General features: G+C 63.9%; 25 protein-coding genes. 22 read left to right on the top strand and 3 right to left on the bottom strand.

From position 1 onward, the window contains the following. Positions 1-8: 8 nt before the first annotated feature. The 12 genes from nuoH to mtnK all read left to right on the top strand — a co-directional run bounded on the left by nuoH (position 9) and on the right by mtnK (position 12293). Positions 9-1079, top strand: a complete 1071-nt coding sequence (gene nuoH, locus ACQR1W_RS27845) for an NADH-quinone oxidoreductase subunit NuoH (protein ID WP_434853802.1) — start codon at positions 9-11, stop codon at positions 1077-1079. A gap of 7 nt (positions 1080-1086) precedes the next feature. Next, positions 1087-1575 carry an NADH-quinone oxidoreductase subunit NuoI gene (gene nuoI / locus ACQR1W_RS27840; protein WP_008968452.1) on the top strand — a complete coding sequence of 163 codons (489 nt, stop codon included), beginning with the start codon at positions 1087-1089 and terminating at the stop codon, positions 1573-1575. 9 nt (positions 1576-1584) lie between these two features. Next, positions 1585-2223 carry an NADH-quinone oxidoreductase subunit J gene (locus ACQR1W_RS27835; protein ID WP_434853801.1) on the top strand — a complete coding sequence of 213 codons (639 nt, stop codon included), beginning with the start codon at positions 1585-1587 and terminating at the stop codon, positions 2221-2223. Continuing rightward, a complete protein-coding gene (gene nuoK / locus ACQR1W_RS27830) occupies positions 2220-2528 on the top strand; it encodes an NADH-quinone oxidoreductase subunit NuoK (protein WP_008968450.1) in 309 nt (102 codons plus the stop codon). The genes ACQR1W_RS27835 and nuoK overlap by 4 nt, the downstream gene beginning before the upstream one ends. Positions 2529-2590: 62 nt before the next feature. Continuing rightward, positions 2591-4705 carry an NADH-quinone oxidoreductase subunit L gene (gene nuoL, locus ACQR1W_RS27825; RefSeq protein ID WP_434853800.1) on the top strand — a complete coding sequence of 705 codons (2115 nt, stop codon included), beginning with the start codon at positions 2591-2593 and terminating at the stop codon, positions 4703-4705. Beyond that, the gene (locus ACQR1W_RS27820) at positions 4702-6210 is read left to right on the top strand and encodes an NADH-quinone oxidoreductase subunit M (protein WP_434853799.1); all 1509 of its coding nucleotides are present in this window, start codon (positions 4702-4704) and stop codon (positions 6208-6210) included. The genes nuoL and ACQR1W_RS27820 overlap by 4 nt, the downstream gene beginning before the upstream one ends. A gap of 25 nt (positions 6211-6235) precedes the next feature. Continuing rightward, a complete protein-coding gene (gene nuoN, locus ACQR1W_RS27815) occupies positions 6236-7663 on the top strand; it encodes an NADH-quinone oxidoreductase subunit NuoN (protein ID WP_434853798.1) in 1428 nt (475 codons plus the stop codon). Continuing rightward, a complete protein-coding gene (locus ACQR1W_RS27810; protein ID WP_434853797.1) occupies positions 7664-8473 on the top strand; it encodes a biotin--[acetyl-CoA-carboxylase] ligase in 810 nt (269 codons plus the stop codon). It abuts the gene before it with no gap. Continuing rightward, on the top strand, positions 8474-10144 hold the full coding sequence (locus tag ACQR1W_RS27805) for a ribonuclease J (protein WP_434853796.1): 1671 nt from the start codon (positions 8474-8476) through the stop codon (positions 10142-10144). A 50-nt stretch (positions 10145-10194) separates the two neighbouring features. Continuing rightward, entirely contained in the window at positions 10195-10599 is a 405-nt protein-coding gene (mce, locus tag ACQR1W_RS27800) for a methylmalonyl-CoA epimerase (protein ID WP_434853795.1), read from the top strand. A gap of 15 nt (positions 10600-10614) precedes the next feature. Continuing rightward, the gene (locus tag ACQR1W_RS27795) at positions 10615-10890 is read left to right on the top strand and encodes a DUF1467 family protein (RefSeq protein WP_008968443.1); all 276 of its coding nucleotides are present in this window, start codon (positions 10615-10617) and stop codon (positions 10888-10890) included. Between the two features lie 104 nt (positions 10891-10994). Then, positions 10995-12293, top strand: a complete 1299-nt coding sequence (mtnK, locus tag ACQR1W_RS27790; RefSeq protein ID WP_434853794.1) for an S-methyl-5-thioribose kinase — start codon at positions 10995-10997, stop codon at positions 12291-12293. 189 nt (positions 12294-12482) lie between these two features. Here mtnK and ACQR1W_RS27785 read toward each other — a convergent pair whose 3' ends face one another. The 3 genes from ACQR1W_RS27785 to ACQR1W_RS27775 are packed head-to-tail and all read right to left on the bottom strand — an operon-like array spanning position 12483 to position 16072. Further along, complete coding sequence (locus ACQR1W_RS27785; protein ID WP_434853793.1) at positions 12483-13517, bottom strand: ABC transporter permease; 1035 nt, start codon at positions 13515-13517, stop codon at positions 12483-12485. 12 nt (positions 13518-13529) lie between these two features. After that, positions 13530-15035: a sugar ABC transporter ATP-binding protein gene (locus ACQR1W_RS27780; RefSeq protein WP_434853792.1), complete on the bottom strand. Its 1506-nt coding sequence runs from the start codon at positions 15033-15035 to the stop codon at positions 13530-13532. Positions 15036-15049: 14 nt separating this feature from the next. Then, a complete protein-coding gene (locus ACQR1W_RS27775; RefSeq protein WP_434853791.1) occupies positions 15050-16072 on the bottom strand; it encodes a sugar ABC transporter substrate-binding protein in 1023 nt (340 codons plus the stop codon). A gap of 897 nt (positions 16073-16969) precedes the next feature. Between ACQR1W_RS27775 and ACQR1W_RS27770 the strand changes: the two genes are divergently transcribed. The 10 genes from ACQR1W_RS27770 to proS all read left to right on the top strand — a co-directional run bounded on the left by ACQR1W_RS27770 (position 16970) and on the right by proS (position 26519). Further along, positions 16970-17341, top strand: coding sequence for a DUF2946 family protein (locus ACQR1W_RS27770; RefSeq protein ID WP_434853790.1), 372 nt, complete (start codon positions 16970-16972; stop codon positions 17339-17341). Between the two features lie 60 nt (positions 17342-17401). Then, positions 17402-18403, top strand: a complete 1002-nt coding sequence (locus ACQR1W_RS27765; RefSeq protein WP_434853789.1) for a hypothetical protein — start codon at positions 17402-17404, stop codon at positions 18401-18403. 2 nt (positions 18404-18405) lie between these two features. Next, a complete protein-coding gene (locus ACQR1W_RS27760; RefSeq protein ID WP_434853788.1) occupies positions 18406-18762 on the top strand; it encodes a copper resistance CopC family protein in 357 nt (118 codons plus the stop codon). A gap of 14 nt (positions 18763-18776) precedes the next feature. Further along, positions 18777-19718, top strand: a complete 942-nt coding sequence (gene copD / locus ACQR1W_RS27755) for a copper homeostasis membrane protein CopD (RefSeq protein ID WP_434853787.1) — start codon at positions 18777-18779, stop codon at positions 19716-19718. Positions 19719-19748: 30 nt separating this feature from the next. Further along, positions 19749-20291 carry a copper chaperone PCu(A)C gene (locus ACQR1W_RS27750; protein WP_434853786.1) on the top strand — a complete coding sequence of 181 codons (543 nt, stop codon included), beginning with the start codon at positions 19749-19751 and terminating at the stop codon, positions 20289-20291. A 34-nt stretch (positions 20292-20325) separates the two neighbouring features. Further along, complete coding sequence (locus ACQR1W_RS27745) at positions 20326-20781, top strand: DUF2946 family protein (protein ID WP_434853785.1); 456 nt, start codon at positions 20326-20328, stop codon at positions 20779-20781. Positions 20782-20879: 98 nt separating this feature from the next. Continuing rightward, positions 20880-23285: a TonB-dependent receptor family protein gene (locus ACQR1W_RS27740; protein ID WP_434853784.1), complete on the top strand. Its 2406-nt coding sequence runs from the start codon at positions 20880-20882 to the stop codon at positions 23283-23285. An 11-nt stretch (positions 23286-23296) separates the two neighbouring features. Continuing rightward, positions 23297-24517, top strand: a complete 1221-nt coding sequence (locus tag ACQR1W_RS27735) for a sialidase family protein (protein WP_434853783.1) — start codon at positions 23297-23299, stop codon at positions 24515-24517. After that, positions 24514-25023 (top strand): TlpA family protein disulfide reductase, encoded by a 510-nt coding sequence (locus ACQR1W_RS27730; protein ID WP_434853782.1) that lies wholly within the window; start codon positions 24514-24516, stop codon positions 25021-25023. Before ACQR1W_RS27735 ends, ACQR1W_RS27730 begins: the two co-directional genes overlap by 4 nt. A 176-nt stretch (positions 25024-25199) precedes the next feature. Beyond that, positions 25200-26519 carry a proline--tRNA ligase gene (gene proS / locus ACQR1W_RS27725; protein WP_434853781.1) on the top strand — a complete coding sequence of 440 codons (1320 nt, stop codon included), beginning with the start codon at positions 25200-25202 and terminating at the stop codon, positions 26517-26519. Positions 26520-26570: the final 51 nt, after the last annotated feature.

Here is a 26570-nt window from a genome sequence, read left to right as displayed (position 1 = left end):
GTGACCTGATGGCTGATTTCTTCGCAAGCTCGTTCTGGACCGGCTTCCTGTGGCCGCTGATCATCATGGTCGCGGAAAGCGTGCTGCTGCTGGTCGTGCTGCTGGTCGCGATCGCCTACATCCTGTTGGCGGACCGCAAGATCTGGGCGGCGGTGCAGATCCGCCGCGGTCCGAATGTGGTCGGGCCGTTCGGTCTGCTGCAATCCTTCGCCGACCTGCTGAAATTCGTGCTCAAGGAGCCGATCATCCCGGCCGGCGCCAACAAGGGCGTGTTCCTGCTGGCACCGCTGGTCTCCTGCGTGCTGGCGCTGGCGGCCTGGGCGGTGATTCCGACCAATCTTGGGTGGGCGATTGCCGACATCAATGTCGGCATCCTCTTCATCTTCGCCATCTCGTCCTTGTCGATCTACGGCATCATCATGGCCGGCTGGTCGTCGAACTCGAAATACCCGTTCCTGGCGGCGCTGCGCTCGGCGGCGCAGATGGTGTCCTACGAGGTCTCGATCGGCTTCGTCATCATCACCGTGCTGCTCTGCGCCGGCACCTTGAACCTCTCGGCCGTGGTGGAGGCGCAGAATACGCGTGGGCTCGCCAGCCTGATCGGCCTGCCGCAGCTGACGATCCTGAACTGGTATGTCTGGCCGCTGTTCCCGATGTTCGTGGTGTTCTACGTCTCGGCGCTGGCCGAGACCAACCGCCCGCCGTTTGACCTGGTCGAAGCGGAATCGGAGCTGGTCGCCGGCTTCATGGTCGAATACGGCTCGACGCCGTATCTGCTGTTCATGCTCGGCGAATATGTCGCGATCACCACGATGTGCGCGCTGGCGACGATCCTGTTCTTGGGCGGCTGGCTGCCGCCGGTGGCGCTGCCGCCCTTCACCTGGATCCCCGGCGTGATCTGGTTCGCGCTGAAGCTGTTCTTCATGTTCTTCCTGTTTGCGATGGCGAAAGCGATCGTGCCGCGCTACCGCTACGACCAGTTGATGCGGCTGGGCTGGAAAGTGTTCCTGCCGCTCTCTTTGGCGATGGTGGTGCTGGTTGCGGGCGTGCTGCATTTCGCCGGCATCGCCCCACAATGAGGCTTCCATGAACATCAACGCCACCGCACGCTCGCTGTTGCTGTCGGAGTTCGTCTCGGCGTTCTTCCTCGCCATGCGCTACTTCTTCCAGGCCAAGCCGACCCTGAACTATCCGTTCGAGAAGGGGCCGATCTCGCCGCGCTTCCGCGGTGAGCATGCGCTGCGCCGCTATCCCAATGGCGAGGAACGCTGCATCGCCTGCAAGCTCTGCGAGGCGGTCTGTCCGGCGCAGGCGATCACCATCGAGGCCGGTCCGCGCCGCAACGACGGCACCCGCCGCACCGTGCGCTACGACATCGACATGGTGAAGTGCATCTATTGCGGCCTCTGCCAGGAGGCCTGCCCGGTGGATGCGATCGTCGAGGGGCCGAACTTCGAATTCGCGACCGAGACCCGCGAGGAGCTCTATTATGACAAGGCGAAGCTGCTCGCCAATGGCGACCGCTGGGAGCGCGAGATCTCCAAAGCCATCGCGCTCGACGCGCCGTATCGCTGAGGCCGTCCGATGATCCTGCCAGCGCTTTTCTTCTACCTGTTCGCGGCGGTCTGCGTGGCGTCCGCCGTGATGGTGATCGTCTCAAAGAACCCCGTGCACTCGGTGCTCTATCTGATCCTCGCCTTCGTCAATGCCTCCGGCCTGTTCGTGCTGATGGGCGCCGAATTCCTGGCGATGATCCTGGTCGTGGTCTATGTCGGCGCGGTCGCGGTGCTGTTCCTGTTCGTGATCATGATGCTGGACGTGGACTTCACCGAGCTGCGTGAGGGCTTCCTGCAGTACATGCCAATCGGCCTCGTGATCGGCGGCATCTTCCTGTTCGAGCTGCTGCTCACGGTCTCCTATTGGGTGATCGATCCCGCCAAGCCCAAAGCCATCACGTCAGCGATCCCGGCCAATGTGAGCAACACCGAGGCGCTCGGGCTCGTGCTCTATACGAAATATATCCACTACTTCCAGCTGGCCGGCATGGTGCTCCTGGTTGCCATGATCGGCGCGATCGTGCTGACGCTCCGCCACAAGGCGAACGTCAAGCGGCAGGACATCAACGTGCAGAATGCGCGCACGCCGGAGATGGCGATGGTCGTGCGCAAGGTCGCGGTCGGGCAGGGGCTGCAGGATGCGGACGCGGCGGAGTGGGTGAAATGACCATCGGGCTCGGACATTATCTCTCGGTCGCGGCGATGCTGTTCACGCTCGGCATCCTCGGCATCTTCCTCAACCGCAAGAACATCATCGTGATCCTGATGTCGGTCGAGCTGATCCTGCTCGCCGTCAACATCAACCTCGTGGCGTTCTCGACCTTCCTCGGCGACATCGTCGGGCAGGTGTTCGCGCTCCTGGTGCTGACCGTGGCCGCGGCGGAAGCCGCGATCGGTCTTGCGGTGCTGGTGGTCTATTTCCGCAACCGCGGCTCGATCGCGGTCGAAGACGTCAATCTGATGAAGGGCTAGCGCATGGTCCGCGAAGGTGGGGGCCGGTTCGCCGGCATGGTCATGCGTAAGGGAACGGACGAATGATTCAGGCCATTGTCTTTCTGCCGCTGCTCGGCGCGATCCTTGCCGGCCTGATCGCGCTGTTCGGGGCGCATGCGCGCAATCCGAGCGGCGACACGGTCGAGCATCATGATGACGGCCATCACCACGGCACGGCGGCGCATGTCGGCGGCGATGCGGCGCTGGTGCACGTCGCTCACGACGAGCCGCTCGCGCATGATGATCATGGCCATGGCCATGACGACCATCATGTCGTCGAGCCGCCGGCTGCGGGTTCGCGCGGCGCGGAGCTGATCACGACGGCGCTGTTGTTCGTGGCGGCTGCGCTGTCCTGGGCGACCCTGATTAATGTCGGTTTCTTGCACCACGACGCCGGCGTCCTGGAGCTGTTCCCCTGGATCAATTCCGGCGAGCTGCAGGTGTCCTGGGCGCTGCGCGTCGACACGCTAACGGCCGTCATGCTGGTGGTCGTCACCACCGTGTCCTCGCTCGTCCATCTTTATTCGATCGGCTACATGGACGAGGACCCGAACCGGCCGCGGTTCTTCGGATACCTTTCGCTGTTCACCTTCGCGATGCTGATGCTGGTGACCGCGAACAATCTGGTGCAGCTGTTCTTCGGTTGGGAAGGCGTCGGCCTCGCCAGCTATCTCCTGATCGGCTTCTGGTATCAGCGCCCCTCGGCCAATGCTGCCGCGATCAAGGCGTTCGTGGTCAACCGCGTCGGCGATTTCGGCTTCGCGCTCGGCATCTTCGCCGTGTTCTGGCTGACCAACTCGACCGATTTCGAGATCATCTTCCACGCAGCGCCGAGCCTGACGGGCAAGACCATCAACCTCCTCGGCTGGCACGCCGATGCGCTGACGTTGACCTGCCTGCTGCTGTTCATGGGCGCGATGGGCAAGTCGGCGCAGTTCCTGCTGCACACCTGGTTGCCGGACGCGATGGAAGGCCCGACCCCGGTCTCGGCGCTGATCCACGCCGCGACCATGGTCACCGCTGGCGTGTTCATGGTGGCGCGGTTGTCGCCTTTGTTCGAGCTCGCACCGAATGCGCAGGGCGTGGTGATGTTCGTCGGCGCCACCACCGCGTTCTTCGCGGCGACCGTCGGCCTGGTGCAGAACGACATCAAGCGCATCGTTGCCTATTCGACCTGTTCGCAGCTTGGCTACATGTTCGTGGCGATGGGGGCGGGCGCCTATTCCGTCGGCATGTTCCATCTGTTCACGCACGCCTTCTTCAAGGCGCTGTTGTTCTTGGGCTCCGGCTCGGTGATCTACGCGATGCATCACGAGCAGGACATCCGCAACATGGGCGGGCTGTGGCGCAAGATCCCCTACACCTTCGCAGTGATGTGCGTGGGCACGATGGCGCTGACCGGTGTGCCGGGTTTCGCGGGCTTCTTTTCCAAGGACGCCATCATCGAGTCGGCCTACGCCTCGCACAACCCGTTCGCGACCTACGCCTACTTCCTGACCGTGGTCGCGGCGGGCCTGACCTCGTTCTATTCCTGGCGCCTGATCTGGAAGACCTTCTTCGGCACGCCGCATGATCAGCATCATTATGATGCCGCGCATGAGAGCCCGATCTGGATGCTGATCCCGATCGGGGTGCTCGCCGCCGGCTCGATCCTCGCGGGTTTCCCGTTCAAGGAATTGTTCGTCGGCGAGCACGGCGTCGAGGAGTTCTTCCGCGAGTCCGTGAAGATGAACCCGCATATCCTGGCGGACATGGAGCACATGCCGTTCTGGCTCGGGCAGCTGCCGCTGTTCATGATGATCGGGGGCTTCGCGATCTCCTACTTCTTCTACATCAGCCGGCCGGACATTCCGGAGGAGCTCGCGAGCCAGCAGCCGCTGCTCTACAACTTCCTGCTCAACAAATGGTACTTCGATGAGCTGTATGACGTCATCTTCGTCCGTCCGGCGAAGTGGCTCGGCCGCTTCCTGTGGAAGAAGGGCGACGGCTTCGTCATCGACGGCTTCGGACCGGACGGCGTCTCGGCACGGGTGCTCGACATCACGCGCAACGTCGTCAAGATCCAAACCGGCTATCTCTATCATTACGCTTTCGCCATGCTGATCGGGGTCGCCGGCCTGATCACCTGGTTCATGTTCATGGGAGGCCAGCAATGACCACCTGGCCAATTCTGTCGGTCGTCACCTTCCTGCCGCTGGTCGGCGCGCTCCTGATCTATCTGGTCCCGGGCGAGGACGAGGCGGCGCGTCGTAACGCTCGCTGGATCGCGCTGTGGACCACGCTGATCACCTTCGCGATCTCGGTGATCCTGGTGCTGCGCTTCGATCCCGCGCAGTCGGACTTCCAGTTCGTCGAGAAGGCGAGCTGGCTTGCGAACGGGATCACCTATCACATGGGCGTCGACGGCATCTCGCTGCCGTTCGTGATCCTGACCACCGCCTTGCTGCCGTTCTGCATCATCGCGAGCTGGAAGTCGGTGACGGTCCGGGTGCGCGAATACATGATGGCGTTCCTGATCCTGGAAACGCTGATGGTCGGCACCTTCTCCGCGCTCGACCTCGTGCTGTTCTATCTGTTCTTCGAGGGCGGCCTGATCCCGATGTTCCTGATCATCGGGGTCTGGGGCGGCCCGCGCCGGGTCTATGCCTCCTTCAAGTTCTTCCTCTACACGCTGCTCGGCTCGGTGCTGATGCTGCTGGCCATCATGGCGCTGTACTGGAATGGCGGCACCACCGATATCCCGACCTTGATGCACACCGCCGTGCCGCGGTCGCTGCAGACCTGGGCATGGCTCGCCTTCTTCGCCTCTTTCGCGGTGAAGATGCCGATGTGGCCGGTGCACACCTGGCTGCCGGACGCCCACGTCGAAGCACCCACGGCGGGCTCGGTGATCCTGGCTGCGATCCTGCTGAAGATGGGTGGCTACGGCTTCCTGCGCTTCTCGCTGCCGATGTTCCCGCTGGCCTCGCACGACTTCGCGCCCCTGATCTGGACGCTGTCGGCGATTGCGATCATCTACACCTCGCTGGTCGCGCTGATGCAGGAGGATATGAAGAAGCTGATCGCGTACTCCTCGGTAGCGCATATGGGCTTCGTTACCATGGGCATCTTCGCCGGCACCATGCAGGGCGTCGCCGGCGGCGTATTCCAGATGATCTCGCACGGCATCGTGTCGGGTGCGCTGTTCCTCTGCGTCGGCATCGTCTACGACCGCATGCACACCCGGGAGATCGCGGCCTATGGCGGCCTGGTCAACCGGATGCCGCTCTACGCCTTCGTGTTCATGGTCTTCACCATGGCCAATGTCGGTCTGCCCGGCACCTCCGGCTTCATCGGCGAGTTCATGACCTTGCTCGGCACCTTCAAGGTGTCGACGCCGACGACGTTCTTCGCCACCTTCGGCGTGATCTTCTCGGCGTGCTATGCGCTCTGGCTCTATCGCAAGGTTGTGTTCGGCGCGCTGGTGAAGCCGTCGCTGATGACCATCAAGGATCTGACCGCACGCGAGTGCCTGACGCTGTTTCCGCTGGTCGCGTTGACGATCCTGTTCGGCGTTTATCCGAAGCCGGTGCTCGACATGTCGGCAGCCTCGGTGCAGCAGCTCGTCAGCAACTACAATACAGCCGTGTCGGCCGTGAAGGCGGCCGCGCTGCTGCAATAGACCTCAAGAGGTCGGGACAAGGACGATGATCGAGAATCTTGGGGCTTACCTTGGGGTCGTGCTGCCGGAGCTGGTGCTGGCCGTCGGCGCCATGGTGCTGTTGATGCTGGGCGCATTCCGCGGGCAGGGAACGACGGCCCTCGTTACCGGCCTTGCCGCGTGTCTGCTGGTCGTGGTCGGTCTGCTGGAGCTGCGCCAGCCGACGGGCCAAGCCTTCGGCGGCAGCTTCATCGTCGATGACTACGCCCGCTTCCTGAAAATCCTGGCGCTGATCGGCTCGCTGGCGACCCTCGTGATGTCGACCGAGTTCTTGTCGGCCCCCGATCGGCGGATCTTCGAATACGCCATCCTGGTCCTGCTCTCGACGCTCGGCATGATGGTGCTGATCTCGGCCGGTGACCTGATCTTGCTCTATCTCGGCCTCGAGCTGATGTCGCTCGCGCTCTACGTGGTGGCGTCGAGCCATCGCGATAATGTCAAGTCGACCGAAGCTGGCCTGAAATATTTCGTCCTCGGCGCGCTGTCCTCGGGCATGCTGCTCTATGGCGCCTCGTTGATCTATGGCTTCACCGGCACGGTCAGCTTCGCCGGCATCGCGACCGCCGCCAAGGCCGGCAGCGTCGGCGTGATCTTCGGCCTGGTGTTCCTGTTCGCCGGGCTCTGCTTCAAGGTCTCGGCAGTGCCGTTCCACATGTGGACGCCTGATGTCTACGAGGGCGCGCCGACGCCGGTGACCGCGTTCTTCGCGTCCGCGCCGAAGGTCGCCGCACTCGCCGTGTTCACGCGCGTGGCGCTGACCGCATTTCCCGGCATCACCTTCCAGTGGCAGCAGATCGTCGTATTCGTCTCGATCGCCTCGATGGCGCTCGGCTCCTTCGCCGCGATCGGCCAAACCAACATCAAGCGCCTGATGGCCTATTCCTCGATCGGCCATATGGGCTTTGCGCTGGTCGGCCTTGCGGCCGGCACGGTGGAAGGCGCGCAGGGTGTCTTGATGTATATCGCGATCTATGTCGCGATGACGCTCGGCTCCTTTGCCGTGATCATGGCGATCAAGCGCAACGGGCAGTCGTTCGAGAAGATCAGCGACTTCGCCGGCCTGTCGCGCACCAACCCGCTGCTCGCCTTCTTCTTCGCGATGCTGCTGTTCTCGCTGGCCGGCATTCCGCCGCTCGCGGGCTTCTTCGCCAAGTGGTACGTGTTCGTCGCCGCGATCAAGGCTGGCCTGTTCACTCTCTCGGTGATCGGCGTGCTGACCAGCGTGGTCGGCGCCTACTACTATCTGATCATCGTCAAGACGATGTATTTCGACGAGCCGCTGCCGACGGTGGATCCGGTCAGGATCGAGCTGCGCACCGTGCTCGCCGTGTCCGGCCTCTTCAACATCCTGTTCTTCGCCTATCCCGGTCCGCTGGTCAGCGCGGCCACCGCGGCGGCGAAGTCGCTCTTCTAGATGCCGTTTGCTCTCGGCTCGCGCGCGGCACAGGCCGGTTATCGGCTCGTTGCGTTCGACCAGACCGGCTCGACCAATGCGGAGGCTCTCGCGCACGCCCGTCAAGGTGAGCGGGGACCGTGCTGGTTTGTGACAACGGAGCAGACCGCCGGTCGCGGCCGCCGCAACCGGCCTTGGATTGCACCACGGGGCAATCTCGCTTCGAGTGTCCTCGAACTCCTGGATGTCGCGCCAGCAGTGGCGGCGACACTCGGCTTTGCCGCAGGGCTTTCGATCGAGAGCGCGCTGCGGCAGGTTAGCCTGGAGGCTGCGCTGCGCGCGGGGGGCCGCGGCCAATTTACGTTCGCCCTGAAATGGCCCAACGACGTGCTCGCCAATGGCCAGAAGCTGTGCGGTATCCTGCTGGAGGCCGAGCAGGTCCAGGCTGGTCTCGCAGTCGTCGTTGGGATCGGCACCAATGTTATCGCGGCGCCTACGGGCACGCCGACGCCTGCGACGTCGTTGAAGACGCTCGGGATCGACATCGCAGCGGAAGATCTGTTCAGCGCACTTTCGGACAGCTGGACCGAATTTCGCGGCATCTGGAACAACGGCCAGGGTTTTGGCGATATTCGCAGGCTCTGGCTCGAGCGGGCGGCCGGTCTCGGCGAGGCGGTCGCCATCAGGTCCGGACATGCTATCATCGAGGGAACTTTCGACACCATCGACGAGCAAGGTTGCATGGTGGTCCGGACGAGGGAGGGACGATTGGTGCCGATCACGGCGGGGGATGTTCATTTCGGCTCGGCTGCCTCGGCGGGGGCAGTGTAGATGGCCCGACCCGATGAACTGACCTTTGCGCCGCTCGGCGGCGTCGGCGAGATCGGCATGAACCTGTCGATCTATGGCCTCGGCAACCGCCACCAGCGCTCCTGGCTCGCGGTCGATCTCGGCGTCTCCTTTGGTGATGAGGAGCATCTGCCGGGCATCGACCTGATCATGCCCAACATCGGCTTCCTCGAAAAGGAGCGCAACAACCTGGTCGGCCTGGTGCTGACCCACGCCCATGAGGACCATTTCGGCGCCATCATCGATCTCTGGCCACGGCTGCAATGCCCGATCTACGCGACCAAATTCAGCGCCGCGCTGTTCGAGGCCAAATGCGAGGCCGAGCGCAATCCGCCAAAGATCCCGGTGACCGTGATTCCATCGGGCGGCCGCGTCGATATCGGGCCGTTCAATGTCGAGTTCATTCCGGTCGCGCACTCGATTCCGGAATCGCACGCGCTTGCGATCCACACCGAGGTCGGCACAGTCCTGCACACCGGCGACTGGAAGCTCGATCCGACGCCGATCCTCGGGCCGCCGACCGATGAGAAGCGCCTGCGCGAGCTCGGCGATGCCGGACTGCTGGCGCTGATCGGCGACTCCACCAATGCGGTGCGCGAGGGGCGCTCGCCCTCCGAGGCCGAGGTCGCCAAGACCATCGCCGAACTGGTGAAGGGCGCGAAAGGCCGAGTGGCGGTGACCACCTTCGCCTCGAACGTCGCGCGCATCCGTGCGGTCGCGGACGCTGCGCGCGAGGCCGACCGCGAAGTCGTGGTGGTCGGCCGCGCCATGGACCGCGTCGTGCAGGTAGCGCGCGAGACCGGCTATCTCGAGGGCGTGCAGAATTTCCGCGGCATGGACCTGTATGGCCATTTCCCGGCAGACAAGGTGCTGGCGCTGTGCACCGGCAGCCAGGGCGAGCCGCGGGCGGCGCTGGCACGGATCGCCAATGATGACCATCCGCTGGTCACGCTGAACCGCGGCGACACCGTGATCTTCTCGTCGCGGACCATTCCCGGCAACGAGAAGGCGGTCGGCGCCATCATCAACGGGCTGGTCGAGCAGGGCGTCGAGATCATCACGGATCGCGACCATCTGGTCCATGTCTCCGGCCATCCCCGCCGCGACGAGCTGCGCGACATGATCGCCTGGACGCGGCCGCAGCTGCTCATTCCCGTCCATGGCGAGGCGCTGCACCTGCATGAGCATGCGCGGCTGGCGCGCGCCTGCGGCGTGCCGAAGGTGATCACCTGCCGCAACGGCGATCTCGTCAAGCTCGGCCCGGGCGAGCCCGGAATCATCGACCAGCTGCCCGCGGGCCGCTTCTATAAGGACGGCACCATCATCGAGGATGCCAAGTCGCGCGCGGTGATCGAGCGGCGCAAGATGGCCTTTGCCGGCTGCATCTTCGTCGCGCTCGCGATCACCGAAAAGGGCGAGCTTGCGGACGATCCGGAAGTGGATCTGGTCGGCATCCCCGAGAAGAACACCGCCGGCGAAGAGATCGACGACATCGTATTCGACACGGTGGTCTCGACCTTCGAGAGCCTGCCGCGGGCGCGGCGGCGCGATCCCGACGCGATGGCGGAGTCGGTGCGCCGCGCGGTGCGCGCGGTCGTCAACGAGCACTGGGGCAAGAAGCCGATCTGCCTCGTGCATGTGCTAGAAGTGTAGCGGCGCCTGCCTGACAGGACGGTCGCGCCAATACAAGAGCGGAGGGAGCAATGCTGGGCCGGCTCAATCATGTCGCCATCGCGGTCAAGGACGCCGAGAAGGCCGCGAAGATCTATGGGGCAGCGTTCGGCGCGGACATCTCCTCCCCAGTGGCGCTGCCAGAGCACGGCGTCATCACCGTGTTCGTGACCTTGCCGAACACCAAGATCGAATTCATCCAGCCGCTCGGCGACGCTTCGCCGATCGCCAAATTCCTCGAGCGCAATGCCGATGGCGGCATCCATCACGTTTGCTACGAGGTGTCCGATATCATCGCCTCGCGCGACACCTTGATCAAGGAGGGCGCGCGGGTGCTCGGCGACGGCCAGCCCAAGATCGGCGCCCACGGCAAGCCGGTGCTGTTTCTGCATCCGAAGGATTTTTCCGGTGCGCTGGTCGAGATCGAGCAGGCCTGAGAGGCGGGGCGGGCGATGGCTTATACGATTTCGACCTGGCTTGCGATCTACTTCGTGCTGTGGTGGGTCACGCTGTTCGTGACCCTGCCGTTCGGCGTGCGCAGCCAGCATGAGGAGGGCGGCGGCGCGCCCGGCACCGATCCCGGCGCGCCGACCGTGAGCCTGATGGGACGCCGGCTGCTTTGGACGACGCTGCTCTCGGCCGTGATATTCGCGCTCGCCCTGGCCGCCTACCGCGCCGGCTATCTCAGCATCGAGTGGCTGTCGAAGCTGATGGGCGTGCCGTATTAAACCAGTTTGCGCTGCAACACTTTCCTCTGGAGCCGACACGCGGACGCGAGTCGGCTTTTTTGCTATGAGAGGCTCATAAACAAGATCAGCAGGGGAGGTTGCGCATGACAGCGGTCCAAGTGCGGCAGCAGGCGTCGTCGGGCTATCGCATTTTGAGGGAAGCCGATCTGCGCGATTATCTCGCCGGCGTGCCCGCGGTCACGGCCGGGCTCGGCGGCTCACCGCAATCATGGACCATCAGCGAAGTCGGCGACGGCAATCTGAACCTCGTCTTCATCGTTCGGGGAACGACCGGCGGCGTCGCTGTCAAGCAGGCGCTGCCCTATGTGCGGCTGGTCGGCGAGAGCTGGCCACTGCCGCTGTCGCGCGCGCATTACGAACATCTGGCGCTGACGCATCAGGCGCGGCTCGCGCCGGGGCTGGTGCCGGCAGTGCTGCATCACGACGAGACGCTCGCGCTCACCGCCATGGAGCTGCTGGAGCCGCATATCATCATGCGCAAGGGGCTGGTCGCAGGGACGATCTATCCTGATTTCGTCGGTCACATCACCACCTTCCTGGCGCGCACGCTGTTCTTCTCCTCCGACCTGGCGCTGCCGGCCGCTGTGAAGAAGGAGGGGATTGCGGCTTTCGCCGGCAATCACGCGCTCTGCAAGATCACCGAGGACCTGATCTTCACCGATCCCTATCGGCTGGCCGAGCAGAACCGCTGGACCTCGCCGTGGTTAGACGCGACCGCAGCCGACATCCGCGCCGATCTCGATCTTCATGTCGCGATCTCCAGGTTGAAGCTGAAATTCCTGAGCAGCGCGGAGGCGCTGGTCCATGGCGATCTGCACACGGGATCCATCATGGTGACCGAGCGCGAGAGCAAGGTGATCGATCCAGAATTCGCCTTCTATGGTCCGATGGGCTTCGATATCGGCGCGGTCATTGCCAATCTGCTGATGGCTTATTTTGCGTCTGTCGGCCATGAGCGCGAGCCTGGGGCGCGAGCCGCCTTCGAGGCGTGGCTGCTGATGACGGTCGAACAGGTCTGGATCGAGTTCGCGCGCAAGTTCGGAGAGCTGTGGCGCGAGGCGGCGGCTGGCGATGCCTATCCGACCGCGCTGTTCGAGGGGCAAGCGGGCGCGGCGCGGCTGGAGATCGAGCGCCAAGCCTATATGGCCAGGTTGTTTCAGGATACGATCGGCTTTGCCGCCGCCAAGATCATCCGCCGCATCCTCGGGCTCGCCCACAACATCGATTTCGAACTGATCGAGGATACGAAGATCCGCGCGACCTGCGAGGCGCGCAGCCTGCGGCTGGCGCGCATGATGATGGTGGAGACGGGGTCATTTCCGACGATCAGCACTGTGACGGACGCCGCGCGCCGCATCCGCGACTGGCAGCCGGAGTTCTGAGGCTGTTGTGATCAGTGCGTAGGGTGGGCAAAGGCGCGTCCAACGCTGTTGCACCGTTCGCGGTCGCAGGTGCGCCGTGCCCACCGTCTATGCGCCTCTGCAGCTGAGCGGTGGCACGCTTCCGCCTTCGCCCTTCGGGCTCCGGCGGACAAGTCGCTTTATCACCGTACAGAGACTAGAGCTGCGACCTCAATCCGCCGCCTTGGCGCGCAGCCGCTGCGCATAGACGTTGATCACGAGCGCGGCGAGCAGGATCAGGCCGCGGATCAGGATCTTCAGGAAGCTGTCGATATTGACGTGGTCGAGGCCGTTGTTGAGGACGCCGAGCACGAACAGGCCGATGATGGTGTTGCCGATGCCGCCGCGGCCGCCGAACAGGCTGGTGCCGCCGACCACGACGGCGGCAATCGAGTCGAGCAGATAGGTGTCGAACTCGTTCTGCTGCGCGCTGCCGAAATGGGCCACCCCGAGCATGCCGCCGATCCCAGAGCAGACGGCCGAGATCACCATCACGCTGCCGAGGATCAGCTTGACGTTCAGCCCGGAATATTCGGCCGCCTCGCGATTGCCGCCGACCATATACACGTAGCGGCCGAAGCGGGTGTAGGTCAGCACCAGATGGCCGGCGAGCAGCATCAGGGCGGCCACGATCACGATCCAGGGCACGCCGGTGATCGAATTCGAGCCGAGCGTCGCGATCAGGTCCGGCACCTTGTAGGCGATCTGGCCGCGCACCAACAGCGCCGAGATGCCGGCGGCGATCTGCATCATGGCCAGGGTCATGATGAAGGAGGGAATGCCGATCACCGTCAGGCCAAAGGCGTTCACCAGACCGAGCAGCGCGCACAGCGCAAGCGCGAGCAGGATCGCGGCCCATCCGGGCAGCGGCAGGTTGGCGATGTTGACGTAAGATTCCTGCATCGTGAAATAGGCGACTGCGATGCCCGTCACGTTGGCGATGCTGGCGATCGAGAGGTCGATTTCGGCGCACAGGATCACGAAGGTCAGCCCGACGGCGATGATGCCGGTCACCGAGACCTGGGTCAGGATGTTGCCGACATTGTCGAGCGTCGCGAATGATGGGCTTGCAACGGCAAAAAAGGCGCTGAGGAAGATCAAGGTGAGGAACGGTGCGATGTTGCGCATCTGCGAGCGCAGCAACGCGACGGCGCCGCCGCCATGACGCACAGGGGCCTCGGACATCGGGACGCCTTCACTCGCCATCGCGGTCTCTCCTCACGCCGCCTCGAGCAGGCGGTCTTTGCTGATGGTCTCGCCGGCAAATTCGCGTACGACTTCGCCGCGTTTGAGCACGATGATGCGGTCGGCAAGCGACAGCACGGTTTCCGGCTCGGTCGAGAGCACGATGACGGCGATGCCGCGGTTGCGCAGCTGACGGACGATCTGGATCACGTCGCTCTTGGCGCCGACATCCATGCCGCGCGTGGGTTCGCAGAGCACTAGCAGCCGCGGCGGATGACTGAGCCATTTCGCCAGCGCGACCTTCTGCTGGTTGCCGCCGGACAGCAGGCCGAGATCGATTTCGACGTCAGCGGGGCGAATCTGCAGCTGCTCGACCTGGGCTTGCGCGATCGTCCGTTCACGCGCAGGCTTGAGGAGCACCGCACTGATGCGGTCGAGAATGCTCACCGAGACGTTCTTGTAGACCGGCTCCTGGTGGAACAGCATGTCGCGGCGGCTTTCCGGCACGAAGGCGATGCCGGCACGGCGCGCATGCGCCGTGTTGCGGAAGGTCTGGCGATTCCCCGTGACGCGCAGCTCGCCGGCATCGGGCGCCAGCTTGCCGAACAGAATCCGCGCCAGCTCCAATTGCCCGCATCCCATGAAGCCGTAGACGCCGAGCACTTCGCCCGCACGCACCGCGAACGACACGTGCTTGAGGCTGCGCGCCAAAGACAGGCCCTCGGCCTCGACCACGACCGGCTTCTCCATCGCCGGGGACGGCAGGGTGATGTCGTGGGTGTAGGTTTCCTCCAGCGCGTCGCGCCCTTTGCCGATCATGGCCTCAATCAGGGCCGCCTTGCTGGTGTCCGCGGCGCTCGTCTGCATCACCTTGCGGCCGTTGCGGAACACCGTGACCTCGTCGGAGATCAAGAGAATGTCTTCGATGAAGTGCGAGATGAAGATGATGCCGGTGCCCTGGCTGCGAAGCCGGCGCAGCGCCGCAAACAGGCGTTCGACCTCGGGCGGCGACAGTGCCGAGGTCGGCTCGTCCAGGATGATGATGCGGGCGCCGGAGAACAGGACGCGGGCGATCTCGATCAGCTGCTGTACGCCGATCGGCAGGTCGCCCAGCCGCGCCATCGGGTCGGCATCGATGCCGAGCTTCTTGAGCTGTTCGGCGGCATCGCGCGCCATGCGCCGCCATTGCACGAGGCCAAAGCGGTTGGTCGGCTGCGTGCCGAAGAACACGTTCTCCGCCACGGTAAGGTCCGGTGCGACCGAAAGCTCCTGATGCACCATGGCAATGCCGGCCGCCCGCGCGTCACGCGCGGAGCGGAAGTGCACGTCGCGGCCGTCGAGCAGGAAACGGCCGGAGAATTCCGGGTGCACGCCGGCGATGATCTTCATCAGCGTGCTTTTGCCGGCACCGTTCTCGCCGACGAGACCATGGATCTCGCCGGGGAGAAGCGTGAAATCCACGCCGCGCAGCGCGGTGACGCCCCCGAACGACTTGGTGATGTCCTGCAATTCGAGCAGGGGCGGGCGGCTGTCCGACATTGGATGTCACTCACTCAGATCAGGAAGTGATCCTCCATCCATTGCATCCCCGCCGCATTGTTCTTTGTCACCACCGGGCCATCGGTCACGACGCTCTTGGGGATGCCCTGGCCGCTCTTCTCGCCCGCGGTGACCGCCGCAACGCCGGCCACGATGGCGCCGCCATGGATGCGGCAGGACGGATTGCGCACGGTCGCGAACATCCGGCCCTCGCTGACGGCCTGGATCGCGGGCGGCATCGCGTCGACGCCACCGATCAGGATGTTGGTGCGGTTATGCGCCTTCATGATGTTGTAGGCGGCGAGCGCCATGTCGTCATTGTGGAAAAACGCCGCGTCGATCTGCGGATATTTGGTGAGATAGGTCTCCCACAGCCGCGCCGTCTTGGAGACGTCCCAGTCCGCCGGCTGAGTATCGAGCACCTCGATCCCGGGATACTGCTTGACGACGGACTCGAAGCCCTTGGCGCGGCCCTGCGCGCCGGTATGGCCAAGCGCGCCCTGCGTCATGATGATCTTGCCCTTGCCGTTCAGCTTATTGACCAGCGCCTGCGTCACGGACGCGCCCATGAACTCGTTGTCCGGGGCCAGGAAGGAGTGCACGTTGATCTGATCCAGCGGCGCGATCAGCGTGTCCATGTCGATCACGGGAATGCCGGCATCGATCATCTTCTGAACCGGCTGGGTCAGGGTTCCGATGCCGAAAGCCTGGATCGCGACGAAGTCCCATTTTTGCGACGCCATATTGTCGATCGCAGCGCGCTGCTTGACCGCGTCGAGCTGGCCATCGAACCAGGTGACCTCGACATTGAACAGCTTGCCCCACCATTCGGCCGCCTGTTTGCCTTGCGCGCACCAAGTGGCCTGCAGGCCGGCATTGGAGAAGGCGGCCTTCAGCGGCTTTTCCGAGCGTCCCATTTCCGCGGCCAGAGCCGGATCGATGCCGAAACCGGCAAACAACGCCGCCGCTGAGCCCGCAGCCGCGGCTGCCTGCAGAAGATCGCGTCTGGTCGTGGAGGATTTTGCAGTTACGGACATCACTCACTCCCTGTCATCTTGTTGCTGAGCAGCGTCATTGATCGCGCTGCCAGAGCGAGAGTGTTTCACAACCCTGCGCATCCCGCCACAGCCGGATGTTGTGCAGTGCGTTCGCGACTTGTCGCAACGCAGGTCGCGCGACGGCGATCGCTGTGATGCGACCTTCGCTCAGACGACGTCTCTCACTTCGTCCATCCCCGATCACGGCACACAGGCCGCTCGGTCATTCGTGATCGAGAGTGATGTTGTGTGCGGGCGAGTCGCGCACGAGCGAGTCGCACGCCCGCGACGCACGGCGTGCGATTTTGGGTATTGGCGCGGAAGAGTGCACAAGCTGTCGCAGCAGGGAGGCCGTGCATTCAGCCTGCGTTCATGCGCGGTAGCTTACTTGCTTGAAGCCGCAACGCTGCTCAAAAGACCTGCTCAAAAAAAAGAGCAGGGCAGCGGGCCCTGCTCGGAATTGTGTCGACCCTTTCATATCCCGCAAATTCAGATTTGATCTTATTTGGCGGGGTGACGCTGCTTGTTGCGCGCCAGGGCTCCTCCCGAGACTTGGACCACCAGACTTCCATAAGCGTCAGCCTGAGCCCGAATTCGTAGACGATCTTTTGACGTTTGTCATCCTTTTCGGCAACGATTGTTCAAATTTCGCGCATTTGACGAAATGATCGCGAACTAGCCCGGAGCGGATTGTTTCAGCTGTCATACGACTTACGTAAAGGTAGTATCGTAAGGAGAGATCGCCAGCGTCAGGCAGGGAATAATTTTGAGGCAGAGGGCGTCTCCTCGCGTGGCCGCCCTGCACCAGTCACAGGGCAAACAACGGGGAGGCGAGACACGACCTCGACTTGCTGTGGCTGCAGGCGTACGAAAGCGTGTTGATTTGGTGGACTTTAGATGCGGCAGCGGCTGCACGGATTTTTTCCGCTCCTGCTGATCGCGCTGGTGGTGCAGATCCTGGCACCGATCGGCGCGACCTGGACGGCTGCGCTTGCTGCGTCCGACCCGCTGCGCGGGATCGAGATCTGCCACAGCGACTCAAGCGGCGCCCCCGCGAGCGACGATCAGAGCGGACAGCACGTCCATGACGCCTGCGCCTTGTGCTGCGCCGCGCAGGCCGGCGCGGCACTGGATACGCCGCAGCCCGTCGTCTTCGCCGCTCCCATTCTCGAAGCCCGTCGCGTCGCCTGGCGTGATAGCGCATTCGTGCTTGCGGCGTCGCGCACCGGCTCGAATGCGAAGGCCCGCGCCCCGCCTGTGTCAGCGTGAAGCGTGGCGGCTTGCGGCCGCAATCGTCTTTTCACGTTGGATGGATCCGCGGAGATCATCATGTTCATCAGCCAGTGGCGTACGGGCCTGTCCGGGCTCGTGATCGCGCTCGTGCCATTTGCGCCGAGCCTTGCGCACGAAATCGTCGGCAATCGCTTTTTTCCGGCGACGCTCGGCATCGACGACCCCGGCGTCAACGACGAACTGTCAGTTCCGACCGTTGACAGCTTCAAGACCGGCGACGTTCCGCCGGTCCGCCAGCACAATGTCTCCGGCGAGATCTCGAAGCGCATCACCGAGGATTTCGCGATCGCGCTCGGCGCGACCTACACATTTCTCAATCCGACCGACCCCACCGTCGCCGGCGCCAACGGGTTCCAGAACCTGGAGACCACGTTCAAGTACCGGCTGTTCAAGGACCCGGCGCATGAATTCGTGGTGTCGGTCGGGCTCAGCGTCGAGTGGGGCGGGACCGGTGCGGCCAATGTCGGCGCCGATCCGTTCAACACCTACACGCCGACGCTCTATTTCGGCAAAGGCCTTGGCGATCTGCCGGACACGGTGTCATGGCTGCGTCCGATCGCGGTCACCGGACAGATCGGCTATGCCATTCCCGGCCGCACCTCGACGACCACCTTCGGCATCGATCCTGACAGCGGCGCGCTCACGGCCGATACCGAATTCCATCCGAAGGTCCTGAACTGGGGCGCGACGATCCAGTACAGCATGCCCTACCTGAAGGCCTCGGTGATCGATCTCGGGCTGCCGGAATTCGTCAACCGGATGGTTCCCCTGATCGAGGCCAATCTGCAGACGCCGGTTGCGAATACCCTGACATCGGGAACCCGGACGACCGGGACCATCAATCCCGGCGTGATCTGGGTCGGCAACCAGTATCAGATCGGTGTGGAGGCCCTGATTCCGATCAACCGGCAGAGTGGCAGCAATGTCGGCGTGATCGCCCAACTGCATTTCTATCTCGACGATATCGATCCGCGCGGCATCGGCAGGCCGCTGTTCGGCAACATCACGGCGCCCGCAAACCCGGCACGGGGGAACTGATCATGCGCCGTCCTTCATTGCTTGTCCTCGCCATGCTCCCGCTGCTGTCCACCGTCGGCAAGGCCGATGCGCATGCCGAGCTTGACCATGCCGAACCACGTGTCGGCAACAAGGTCGCGACGCCGCCACGCGAGGTGACCTTGTGGTTTACGCAGAAGCTCGAGCCCGCCTTCAGCAGGATCACCGTCACCAATGCGGCCGGAGCGCGCGTCGACAGCGGCAAGACCCGGGTCAGTGGGGAGCAGATGTCGGTGTCGCTGCGCGGCGGTGGTGCCGGTCTCTATCACGTCAACTGGCATGTGTTGTCGGTCGACACCCATACGACCGAGGGCAACTTCACCTTCCAGGTCGGGGAATGAAGGCGCAAGCCGCGATGAGTTGGTTTGGCGTCGAGATTGATGGTCCCTTGGTCGCAGCGCGCGCGACGCATTTTGCCGCGAGCGCGATCGTGGCGGGCGTCATGATCTTTCGCACCGCGATTTTTGCGCCGGCGTTGCGATCGACGCCGCGGGCAATGCCGATCGACCGAAAGCTCCGCATCATTGTCTGGCTTGGGCTTGCGGCAGCAATCGTGAGCGGTCTGGTCTGGCTGGTGCTGGAGGCCGCATCGATGAGCGGGCTTTCGGTCGATGAGGCGATTACGCCGGAGACGTTGTCGACGGTGCTGACTGCTACTCAGTTCGGGAGCGTCATGCAGCTGCGTTCGATCTGCGTCGTCGTACTGGCCGCCTCTCTGGTCCAGGAGCGCACAGCATTGCTGCGCTGGCTCGGCCTTGCCGCCGCGCTCGGCCTTGTCGGAGCCATTGCCTGGACCGGGCACGCCGGTTCGACCGCGGGCAATGCGGGCATCCTGCATCTTGCTGCCGATGTCCTCCACCTCTGGGCCGCCTCGGCCTGGAGCGGTGGCTTGCTCGCGCTGGTGCTGCTGCTGGCCGCGCCGCGACAGCTATCGGGTGCGGCGACGCTGCAGACCATGGTGGTGCGGCGCTTCTCGACCCTCGGCATCATCGCCGTCGCTGTCTTGATCGTGTCGGGCGCGATCCAGACCTGGCTTCTGGTCGGCTCGATCCAGGCGATGGCTGTCACGGCGTACGGACGGCTGCTCACGGTCAAGATCGTCGTGTTTACGGCGATGCTGCTGTTGGCGGCGATCAATCGAATCTGGCTGACGCCGCATCTCGCAACGGCCGCGGCGGAGCGCGCCACGGCGATGCTGAGGCGCACCGCAGCCGCAGAGCTGATGCTTGCGCTTGTCGTTTTTGGGCTGGTTGGGGCGCTCGGCACCCTGCATCCGGCCGCTCATTTCATGATCTGACTGCATGAGAACCGAAGAAAGGATTTGGACATGCAACCTCTCACTCTGACGATCCGCTCGCTCGGCGCCGCTGTGTGCGGCGTGCTGCTGCTCTTGAGCGCAACCGCGCGCGCCGATGACATCAAGGCCGGCGATCTCGTGATCAGCCAGGCCTGGAGCCGGGCGACGCCCGGCGGCGCCAAGGTCGGAGGCGGTTATCTCACCATTGAGAACAAGGGCAGCGCTCCGGACCGGCTGGTCGCAGTGTCCGGTGACATCGCCGGCAAGATCGAAATCCACGAGATGGCGGTCACCAACGGCGTCATGACGATGCGTCCGCTGGAGCAGGGGCTTGCGATCGAGCCCGGCAAGACGGTGACGCTCGCGCCGGGCGGCTATCACCTGATGATGATGGAGCTCAAGAGTCCCTTGAAGCAGGGCGACAAGCTGCCGCTGACACTTGAGTTCGAGAAGGCCGGCAAGGTCGCGGTCACGCTCGATGTTCAGGCCGTTGGAGCGAAGGGGCCCGGTGGCGAGGGCGGCAGCATGATGAACATGAAGAAAATGCCGGACCATTCGGGAATGAAGATGTAGCTCGGCCGTTCTCTTCCGGAGAGCGGAGGACTCCATGAAATGCCACGTCACCACCCGTGCGCTGGATGCTGCCTGTGGCAGCCGCCGTCGACGTGCAGGTGGTGTCGTCGCGTTGCGCTCATCCATGGAGCGTTTGCTGCCGATCGCGCTGCTTGCACTGCTGCTGCAGGTCCTCGCGCCCGTTGGCGCGTCCTGGATGGCGGCGGCTGCGATGGCCGATCCGCTTGGGCGCGCGGAGATCTGCCATACCGATGCTGGATCGCCCGCGCCCGATCATGGCAGCGATCGCGATGCCTGCAACCTCGATTGTCTGCTGTGCTGCGTGCTGCATGCGGGCGGCGCGCTTGATGTTCCTGCAGCGGCTGCTGCCGCTGCCCCACGACTCCAGACGACGCCGGTTACGTGGTGCGAGGCTGATCTCGGCCTTGTCTATGGCAAGCCCAACTCGATTGCCCAGGCGCGCGGACCTCCCATCCCCTTCCTGATCTGATCGTTGTCGGCGGTGCGGGCTCAGCCCGCGCCGTCAATCTCGTCAATCATTGATCTCAGGAAGACCGGCCGTCGTGCCGGCAATGGGAAGATTCAACCATGTTTGGTCGTCATGCGCTCGCGGGGACGAGCGTGATTGCTGTCGAGCTCGTGCTGATGCAACCGGCCGCAGTGTTCGCAGAGGACAGCAAGGAACTGCCGGCAGTCACGATCGACGCGCCGCGCACAACGGCGCACCGTGCCGTCCGCAAGCAAAGCCTGCCCGCGCAGCCGGCTGTTGCGCGTCGCTCCACGGCGGCCCAACTCGCCGCTGGTTCCGGCCCTGCGCAGGCCCAACCCGAGACGGGGCGGGGGACTGCGGGCGAGGCGCGGGCCAGGATCGATCAGGCCCCGACTGGCCAGACTGCGACCACGATCGACCGAAGCCGGTTCGAGGACAGGCCGGTGTTCTCGGTGAACGACATCCTGCGGGATAGTCCCGGCATTTCACTGAAGCAGGGCAACGGCCCGCGCGACTTTGGTATCTCGATCCGCGGATCGAATGCGCGTAACGGCTTCGCAATCCGCAACATCGTCGTGTTCGATGACGGCTTTCCCGTCACGCAGCCCGACGGCCTGTCGCGGACCGATCTGATCGACCCGCATGCCTATGGCGCAGTCGACGTGATCCGAGGGCCGTCCTCGGCGCTGTATGGCAACTACGCTACCGGCGGCGCGATCAATTTCCGCACCCGTCCGGGCGGGACCATCGACGGCGTCGAGATCGGCAGCGAGGGCGGCAGCTTCGGCTATCTCAGCAACTATCTCACCGCAGGGAAGAAGGTCGGCAATTTCGAAGCCTCGCTGTTTGCCAGCGACGCGCGAGGCGACGGCTTTCTCGGCAACGGCTGGTTCAACACCCAGACTGTCAATTTCCTGGGGACCTATCGCGCCACGCCGGACGATCGTTTCACGGTCAAGATCATCAACAATGATCTGGCCGCCCGGCTGCCGATCCGCTCGTCGTTGAACCAGTATTATCAGAATCCGTACCAGCTGGGCTGCACCAACGGGACGTCGCTGGCCGCGGGCTGCGGCACCGTCAAGCTGTTCAACAACGGGTTCAACGCGGCTGGCGGCACCGATACGGAGACGGCGCTCCAGGCCGGGCTTGGCCGTAACGATCGCCGCACCATCGTCGGTGGCCGTTGGGAGCACGATTTTGACAACACGATGACCTGGCGCAATCAGTTCGTGTTCGACGATCGCAACATCAGTCAGCCGACTGGATCGACCAGTGCGATCGGGGACTATCCGTCCTACAACTACATGAGCGACATCACCAAGCGCGGTGAGATCTTCGGCCTGGAATCAACCTCGTTTTTCGGGGCCTTCTACAATACGCTGGTCTCATCCGGCGATACCCGCAACGTGATGCCCGGCGGGAATGCGACGCTCGGCCGTCTCTCGAGCAACCTGTTCAGCGTCACCATGAACTACGGTCTGCGCGCCCGTGAAGAACTCAAGCTGACATCGGCGTTGACCGCCGTTGCTGGGGTGGGTTGGGAGACCACGCATCTCAGAGGGACGAATACCGCCTACACCTATTCGGGCCTGGCCGGTGTCGCGAGCACGGCGCTGACCTCGGCAGACCGCGCCTTCCAGAACACCGCGCCGGAGCTTTCGCTGCTCTACAAGGTCGACAGCGACTGGCTGCTGCGCGCCCGCGTCGCGACCGGCTACGGAACGCCGCAGGTCTCCAATTTGTTCGTGCTGCCGAACGGCGCCTCCGGCAACAACACGGGTCTGAATGCACAGACCAATCTCGGCTACGATCTCGGCGTCGACTGGACGCCGAACCGCACGCTGACGCTCAGTGCCACCGGATTCTACGAGTTCTTCCGCAACGAGATCGTCAATCAGGCAACCGCCATCTCTGGCGTGACCTACTCATTCAACGCACCTCGGTCGGAGCATCGCGGCTTCGAGCTCGCTGCCGACTGGAAGTTCTCTCCCGGCTGGCAGTTCACGGCAGCCTATACCTACCTTGACGAGATCTACACGGAATATACGGAGAACCTCGCGAGCGGCGCGACCGTGTTCAGCTTCAACCGCATCGGCAACAAGATCCCCGGCATCTCGCCGAACGAGCTGACCGCACTGCTCGGTTATGACCAGGAGACGGGCCGGTTTGCGGGGCTTGGCGCCTTCGTCGAGGTGCAGTGGAAAGACGCCTTCTACATGGACAATGCGAATTTGCTGAAGGCACCGGGTTACGAACTGGTCAATCTCAATATTCACTACAAGACCGAGCTGCCCTCCGACACGTTCAAGACGCTCAACCTGTTCTTTGAGGTCAGGAACCTGTTCGACCATACCTATGTCGCTTCGGCGAACAACATCTCGGATTCCGTGACCGGAGCCGGGGTGCAGAACCCGGCGAGCGTTCTCGCCAATACGACCAACTCGATTTACGCGGGCTCGCCCCGCGCCTTCGTGGCCGGCATGAAGGTGGCATTCAAATGAGGACGCTTGCAATGATCCGATCGATTGTCGGCGCCGGTCTCGCGGTTGCCTTCGCAGCCGCGCTGCAATCGCCCGCCGAGGCGCAGATGAGCCACCAGCATGCTTCTGAGGCGGCCTGCGAGGGGACGGAGTTGAGATGCGCGACCAAGGTGACGCCGTTTTTCGCCGCCGATGGGACGCTATGGCTGACCTGGATGGCGGGCGGGCTTGTCTCGGTCGCGAACTCTCAAGATGCCGGCCGGACGTTCTCGCAGCCGGTGCCAGTGACGACGCAAAAGCTCAATCTCGACTGGGGACCGGATGCTCGTCCGGCGGTCGTGGTCGACCGCAAGGGCGGCATTGCGGTGGCGTTCGCGACCTTCCGCGATCAGGCCTTCAACGGCGAGGTGCTTTACACGCGCTCCGATGATGGCGGTAAGACGTTCGCGCCGGTGAAGCCGATCACCGCCAACACCGAGAGCCAGCGTTTCCAGGCACTGGCGCTCGATGAGGACGGGACGTTGTTTGCAGCCTGGCTCGACAAGCGCAACCGCGTCCCCGCCAAGGAGGCGGGCAAGGCCTATGACGGGGCAGGGCTGTTCTTCGCGTCATCGCGCGATGGCGGCGCGAGCTACACCGAGGCCAAGCTCGCTCAGGACAACACCTGCGAATGCTGCCGGCTCGGCCTCGCCTTTGCCGGCCCGGGCCGGCCGGTGGTGGTGTTCCGCAACATCTTCGATGGCGGCGTGCGCGATCATGCCATCGTGACCTTCAACGATCTTGCGACGCCCGGGGAAGTCTACCGCGTCAGCGAGGATGACTGGCAGATCAAGGCCTGTCCGCATCACGGACCGAGCCTCGCGGTCTCGCCGACTGGCGCCTATCACGTCGCCTGGTACACCAACGGCAAGACGCGCAAGGGATTGTTCTACGCCCACTCACGCGATGGCGGCCACACCTTCTCCGCGCCGATCCCGATCGGACAGGCGGAAAGAAATCCGACGCGGCCTTATGTCCTGTCGACCAAGGCCGTAGCCACGCTGGCGTGGAAGGAGTTTGATGGCGAGACCACGACCGTCATGGTCATGCAATCTCGCGACGACGGCGACACGTGGTCGAAGCCGAGCGCCGTCGCCAGCACCAAGGACGCGTCGGATCATCCGCTGCTCGTCGCGGACGGCGAGCACATCTATCTGTCCTGGATGACCAAGGCGGACGGCTATCGATTCCAGCTTATCGGAGATCAATCGTGAGACGCGTCCATCTCGGCATCGTCGCGCTGGCCGGGTTGATGCTCGGCCTGTCCGCCATCTTCGCCGCAACCTCGCCGTTGAAGCCGTTCGAGCGCGGCAGCTGGCGCGAGGTGTTGCGCGCGCATGCAGGACGTCCCACGCTGGTGCATTTCTGGGGCGTCACCTGCGGGCCGTGCAAGGTGGAGCTGCCGCAACTCGGCGAGTTCATGAAGGCGCATCCCCGCATCGACGTGGTGACCGTCAGCGCCGATCTTGTTCCGGACCTGCCGGCCGCAACGCAAGCCACGCTCGACAGAGCGGGCCTGTCTGCGGCCGAGAACTTCATCTTCAACGACGGCTATGCCGAACGTTTGCGCTTCGAGATCGATCCGTCATGGCAGGGCGACATTCCGCGCACCATGCTGATCGGCCGCGATGGCGCGATCTCCACAATTGAGGGCTCGGCCGATCTTGCCGAGCTGGACAAGTGGTCTGCCGAGCAATTGGCAGCGGGTGCGCACCATTGATCCGTGCCCGGGGTGCGGCATTGCCAGTCCTGAATTGAACCTCCGTCTCAGCCAAACCGGTAAAATGATTGAAAATCCGGCAGTTTAGCTGCTTTTTCTTGAGTGTGGCCTTGTGTTTTGCCGCGTGATCCGGTTTGACTGCCCGGGCCAAAAGCGAATCTTCAAGGCTTCATCTCATGCGTTTGACGCGGTTCTTCCTGCCCATCCTGAAAGAGAATCCGAAGGAAGCGGAAATCGTCTCGCACCGGCTGATGCTGCGGGCCGGCATGCTGCGGCAGGAGGCGGCCGGCATCTATGCCTGGCTGCCGCTCGGCTTCAAGGTCTTGAAGAAGATCGAGCAGATCGTGCGCGAGGAACAGAACCGCGCCGGCGCGCTGGAACTGTTGATGCCGACGCTACAGCTCGCCGATCTCTGGCGCGAGAGCGGGCGTTACGATGCCTACGGTCCGGAGATGCTGCGCATCAGCGACCGCCACAAGCGCGAGCTCCTGTACGGGCCGACCAACGAGGAAATGATCACCGAGATCTTCCGCGCTTACGTGAAGTCTTACCGGAGCCTGCCGCTCAATCTCTATCACATTCAATGGAAATTCCGCGACGAGCAGCGTCCGCGCTTCGGCGTGATGCGCGGCCGCGAATTCCTGATGAAGGATGCCTATTCCTTCGATCTCGACGAGGCCGGCGCGCGGCGCGCCTACAACAAGATGTTCGTGGCCTATTTGCGCACGTTCGCGCGGATGGGACTGAAGGGCATTCCGATGCGTGCCGAGACCGGGCCGATCGGCGGCGACCTCAGCCATGAATTCATCGTGCTCGCCGAGACCGGCGAGTCCGGCGTCTATTGCGACCGCAACGTGCTCGACCTGCCGATCCCGCCGGCGGACGTCGATTATGACGGCGATCTGACGCCGATCATCAAGCAGTGGACCTCGCTCTATGCCGCCACCGAGGACGTGCACGACGCCGCGCGCTTCGAAAACGAGGTGCCGGAGGAGCGCCGCGTCCACACCCGCGGCATCGAGGTCGGCCAGATCTTCTATTTCGGCACCAAGTATTCGCAGGCGATGCAGGCGCTGGTGGCCGGGCCCGACGGCGCCGAGGTGCCGATCCATGGCGGTTCCTATGGTGTCGGCGTGTCGCGCCTCGCGGGTGCGATCATCGAGGCCTGCCACGACGAGGCCGGCATCAAATGGCCGGAGGCGGTGGCGCCGTTCCGGGCTGTGATCATGAATCTCAAGCAGGGCGGCAGCGACACCGATGCGGCTTGCGAGCAGCTCTATCGGGAGCTCCAGGCCAAGGGCGTCGACGTGCTCTATGACGACACCGAGCAGCGCGCCGGCGCCAAATTCGCGACCGCCGATCTGATCGGCATTCCCTGGCAGATCATGGTTGGGCCGAAGAGCCTTGCCGAGGGCAAGGTGGAGGTCAAGACGCGCGCTGACGGCGCGCGCGAGATGATGTCGCCGGCTGACGTTGTGGCGCGGCTGACCGGCTGATCTCCCCGCTTCGAGGGGGATATCCACCAGCGAGCTCCGACAATCCGGCCA

It is taken from the genome of Bradyrhizobium sp. HKCCYLS1011, from assembly GCF_051167795.1.
Lineage (GTDB): Bacteria > Pseudomonadota > Alphaproteobacteria > Rhizobiales > Xanthobacteraceae > Bradyrhizobium.
The sequence above is the reverse complement of the archived record's forward strand: the minus strand, read 5'-3'. Positions and strand labels throughout refer to the sequence as shown.

Coding starts and splice junctions, on each gene's coding strand:
- ACQR1W_RS27780 (WP_434853792.1), bottom strand. CDS start 15,035: ATGTCGGACAGCCGCCCGCCCCTGCTCGAATTGCAGGACATCACCAAG.
- ACQR1W_RS27810 (WP_434853797.1), top strand. CDS start 7,664: ATGCCGTTTGCTCTCGGCTCGCGCGCGGCACAGGCCGGTTATCGGCTC.
- nuoK (WP_008968450.1), top strand. CDS start 2,220: ATGACCATCGGGCTCGGACATTATCTCTCGGTCGCGGCGATGCTGTTC.
- ACQR1W_RS27765 (WP_434853789.1), top strand. CDS start 17,402: ATGTTCATCAGCCAGTGGCGTACGGGCCTGTCCGGGCTCGTGATCGCG.
- mce (WP_434853795.1), top strand. CDS start 10,195: ATGCTGGGCCGGCTCAATCATGTCGCCATCGCGGTCAAGGACGCCGAG.
- ACQR1W_RS27820 (WP_434853799.1), top strand. CDS start 4,702: ATGACCACCTGGCCAATTCTGTCGGTCGTCACCTTCCTGCCGCTGGTC.
- nuoI (WP_008968452.1), top strand. CDS start 1,087: ATGAACATCAACGCCACCGCACGCTCGCTGTTGCTGTCGGAGTTCGTC.
- nuoH (WP_434853802.1), top strand. CDS start 9: ATGGCTGATTTCTTCGCAAGCTCGTTCTGGACCGGCTTCCTGTGGCCG.
- ACQR1W_RS27745 (WP_434853785.1), top strand. CDS start 20,326: ATGAAATGCCACGTCACCACCCGTGCGCTGGATGCTGCCTGTGGCAGC.
- nuoN (WP_434853798.1), top strand. CDS start 6,236: ATGATCGAGAATCTTGGGGCTTACCTTGGGGTCGTGCTGCCGGAGCTG.
- ACQR1W_RS27785 (WP_434853793.1), bottom strand. CDS start 13,517: ATGGCGAGTGAAGGCGTCCCGATGTCCGAGGCCCCTGTGCGTCATGGC.
- ACQR1W_RS27805 (WP_434853796.1), top strand. CDS start 8,474: ATGGCCCGACCCGATGAACTGACCTTTGCGCCGCTCGGCGGCGTCGGC.
- proS (WP_434853781.1), top strand. CDS start 25,200: ATGCGTTTGACGCGGTTCTTCCTGCCCATCCTGAAAGAGAATCCGAAG.
- ACQR1W_RS27750 (WP_434853786.1), top strand. CDS start 19,749: ATGCAACCTCTCACTCTGACGATCCGCTCGCTCGGCGCCGCTGTGTGC.
- ACQR1W_RS27835 (WP_434853801.1), top strand. CDS start 1,585: ATGATCCTGCCAGCGCTTTTCTTCTACCTGTTCGCGGCGGTCTGCGTG.
- ACQR1W_RS27770 (WP_434853790.1), top strand. CDS start 16,970: ATGCGGCAGCGGCTGCACGGATTTTTTCCGCTCCTGCTGATCGCGCTG.
- ACQR1W_RS27760 (WP_434853788.1), top strand. CDS start 18,406: ATGCGCCGTCCTTCATTGCTTGTCCTCGCCATGCTCCCGCTGCTGTCC.
- ACQR1W_RS27775 (WP_434853791.1), bottom strand. CDS start 16,072: ATGTCCGTAACTGCAAAATCCTCCACGACCAGACGCGATCTTCTGCAG.
- copD (WP_434853787.1), top strand. CDS start 18,777: ATGAGTTGGTTTGGCGTCGAGATTGATGGTCCCTTGGTCGCAGCGCGC.
- nuoL (WP_434853800.1), top strand. CDS start 2,591: ATGATTCAGGCCATTGTCTTTCTGCCGCTGCTCGGCGCGATCCTTGCC.
- ACQR1W_RS27795 (WP_008968443.1), top strand. CDS start 10,615: ATGGCTTATACGATTTCGACCTGGCTTGCGATCTACTTCGTGCTGTGG.
- ACQR1W_RS27735 (WP_434853783.1), top strand. CDS start 23,297: ATGATCCGATCGATTGTCGGCGCCGGTCTCGCGGTTGCCTTCGCAGCC.
- mtnK (WP_434853794.1), top strand. CDS start 10,995: ATGACAGCGGTCCAAGTGCGGCAGCAGGCGTCGTCGGGCTATCGCATT.
- ACQR1W_RS27740 (WP_434853784.1), top strand. CDS start 20,880: ATGTTTGGTCGTCATGCGCTCGCGGGGACGAGCGTGATTGCTGTCGAG.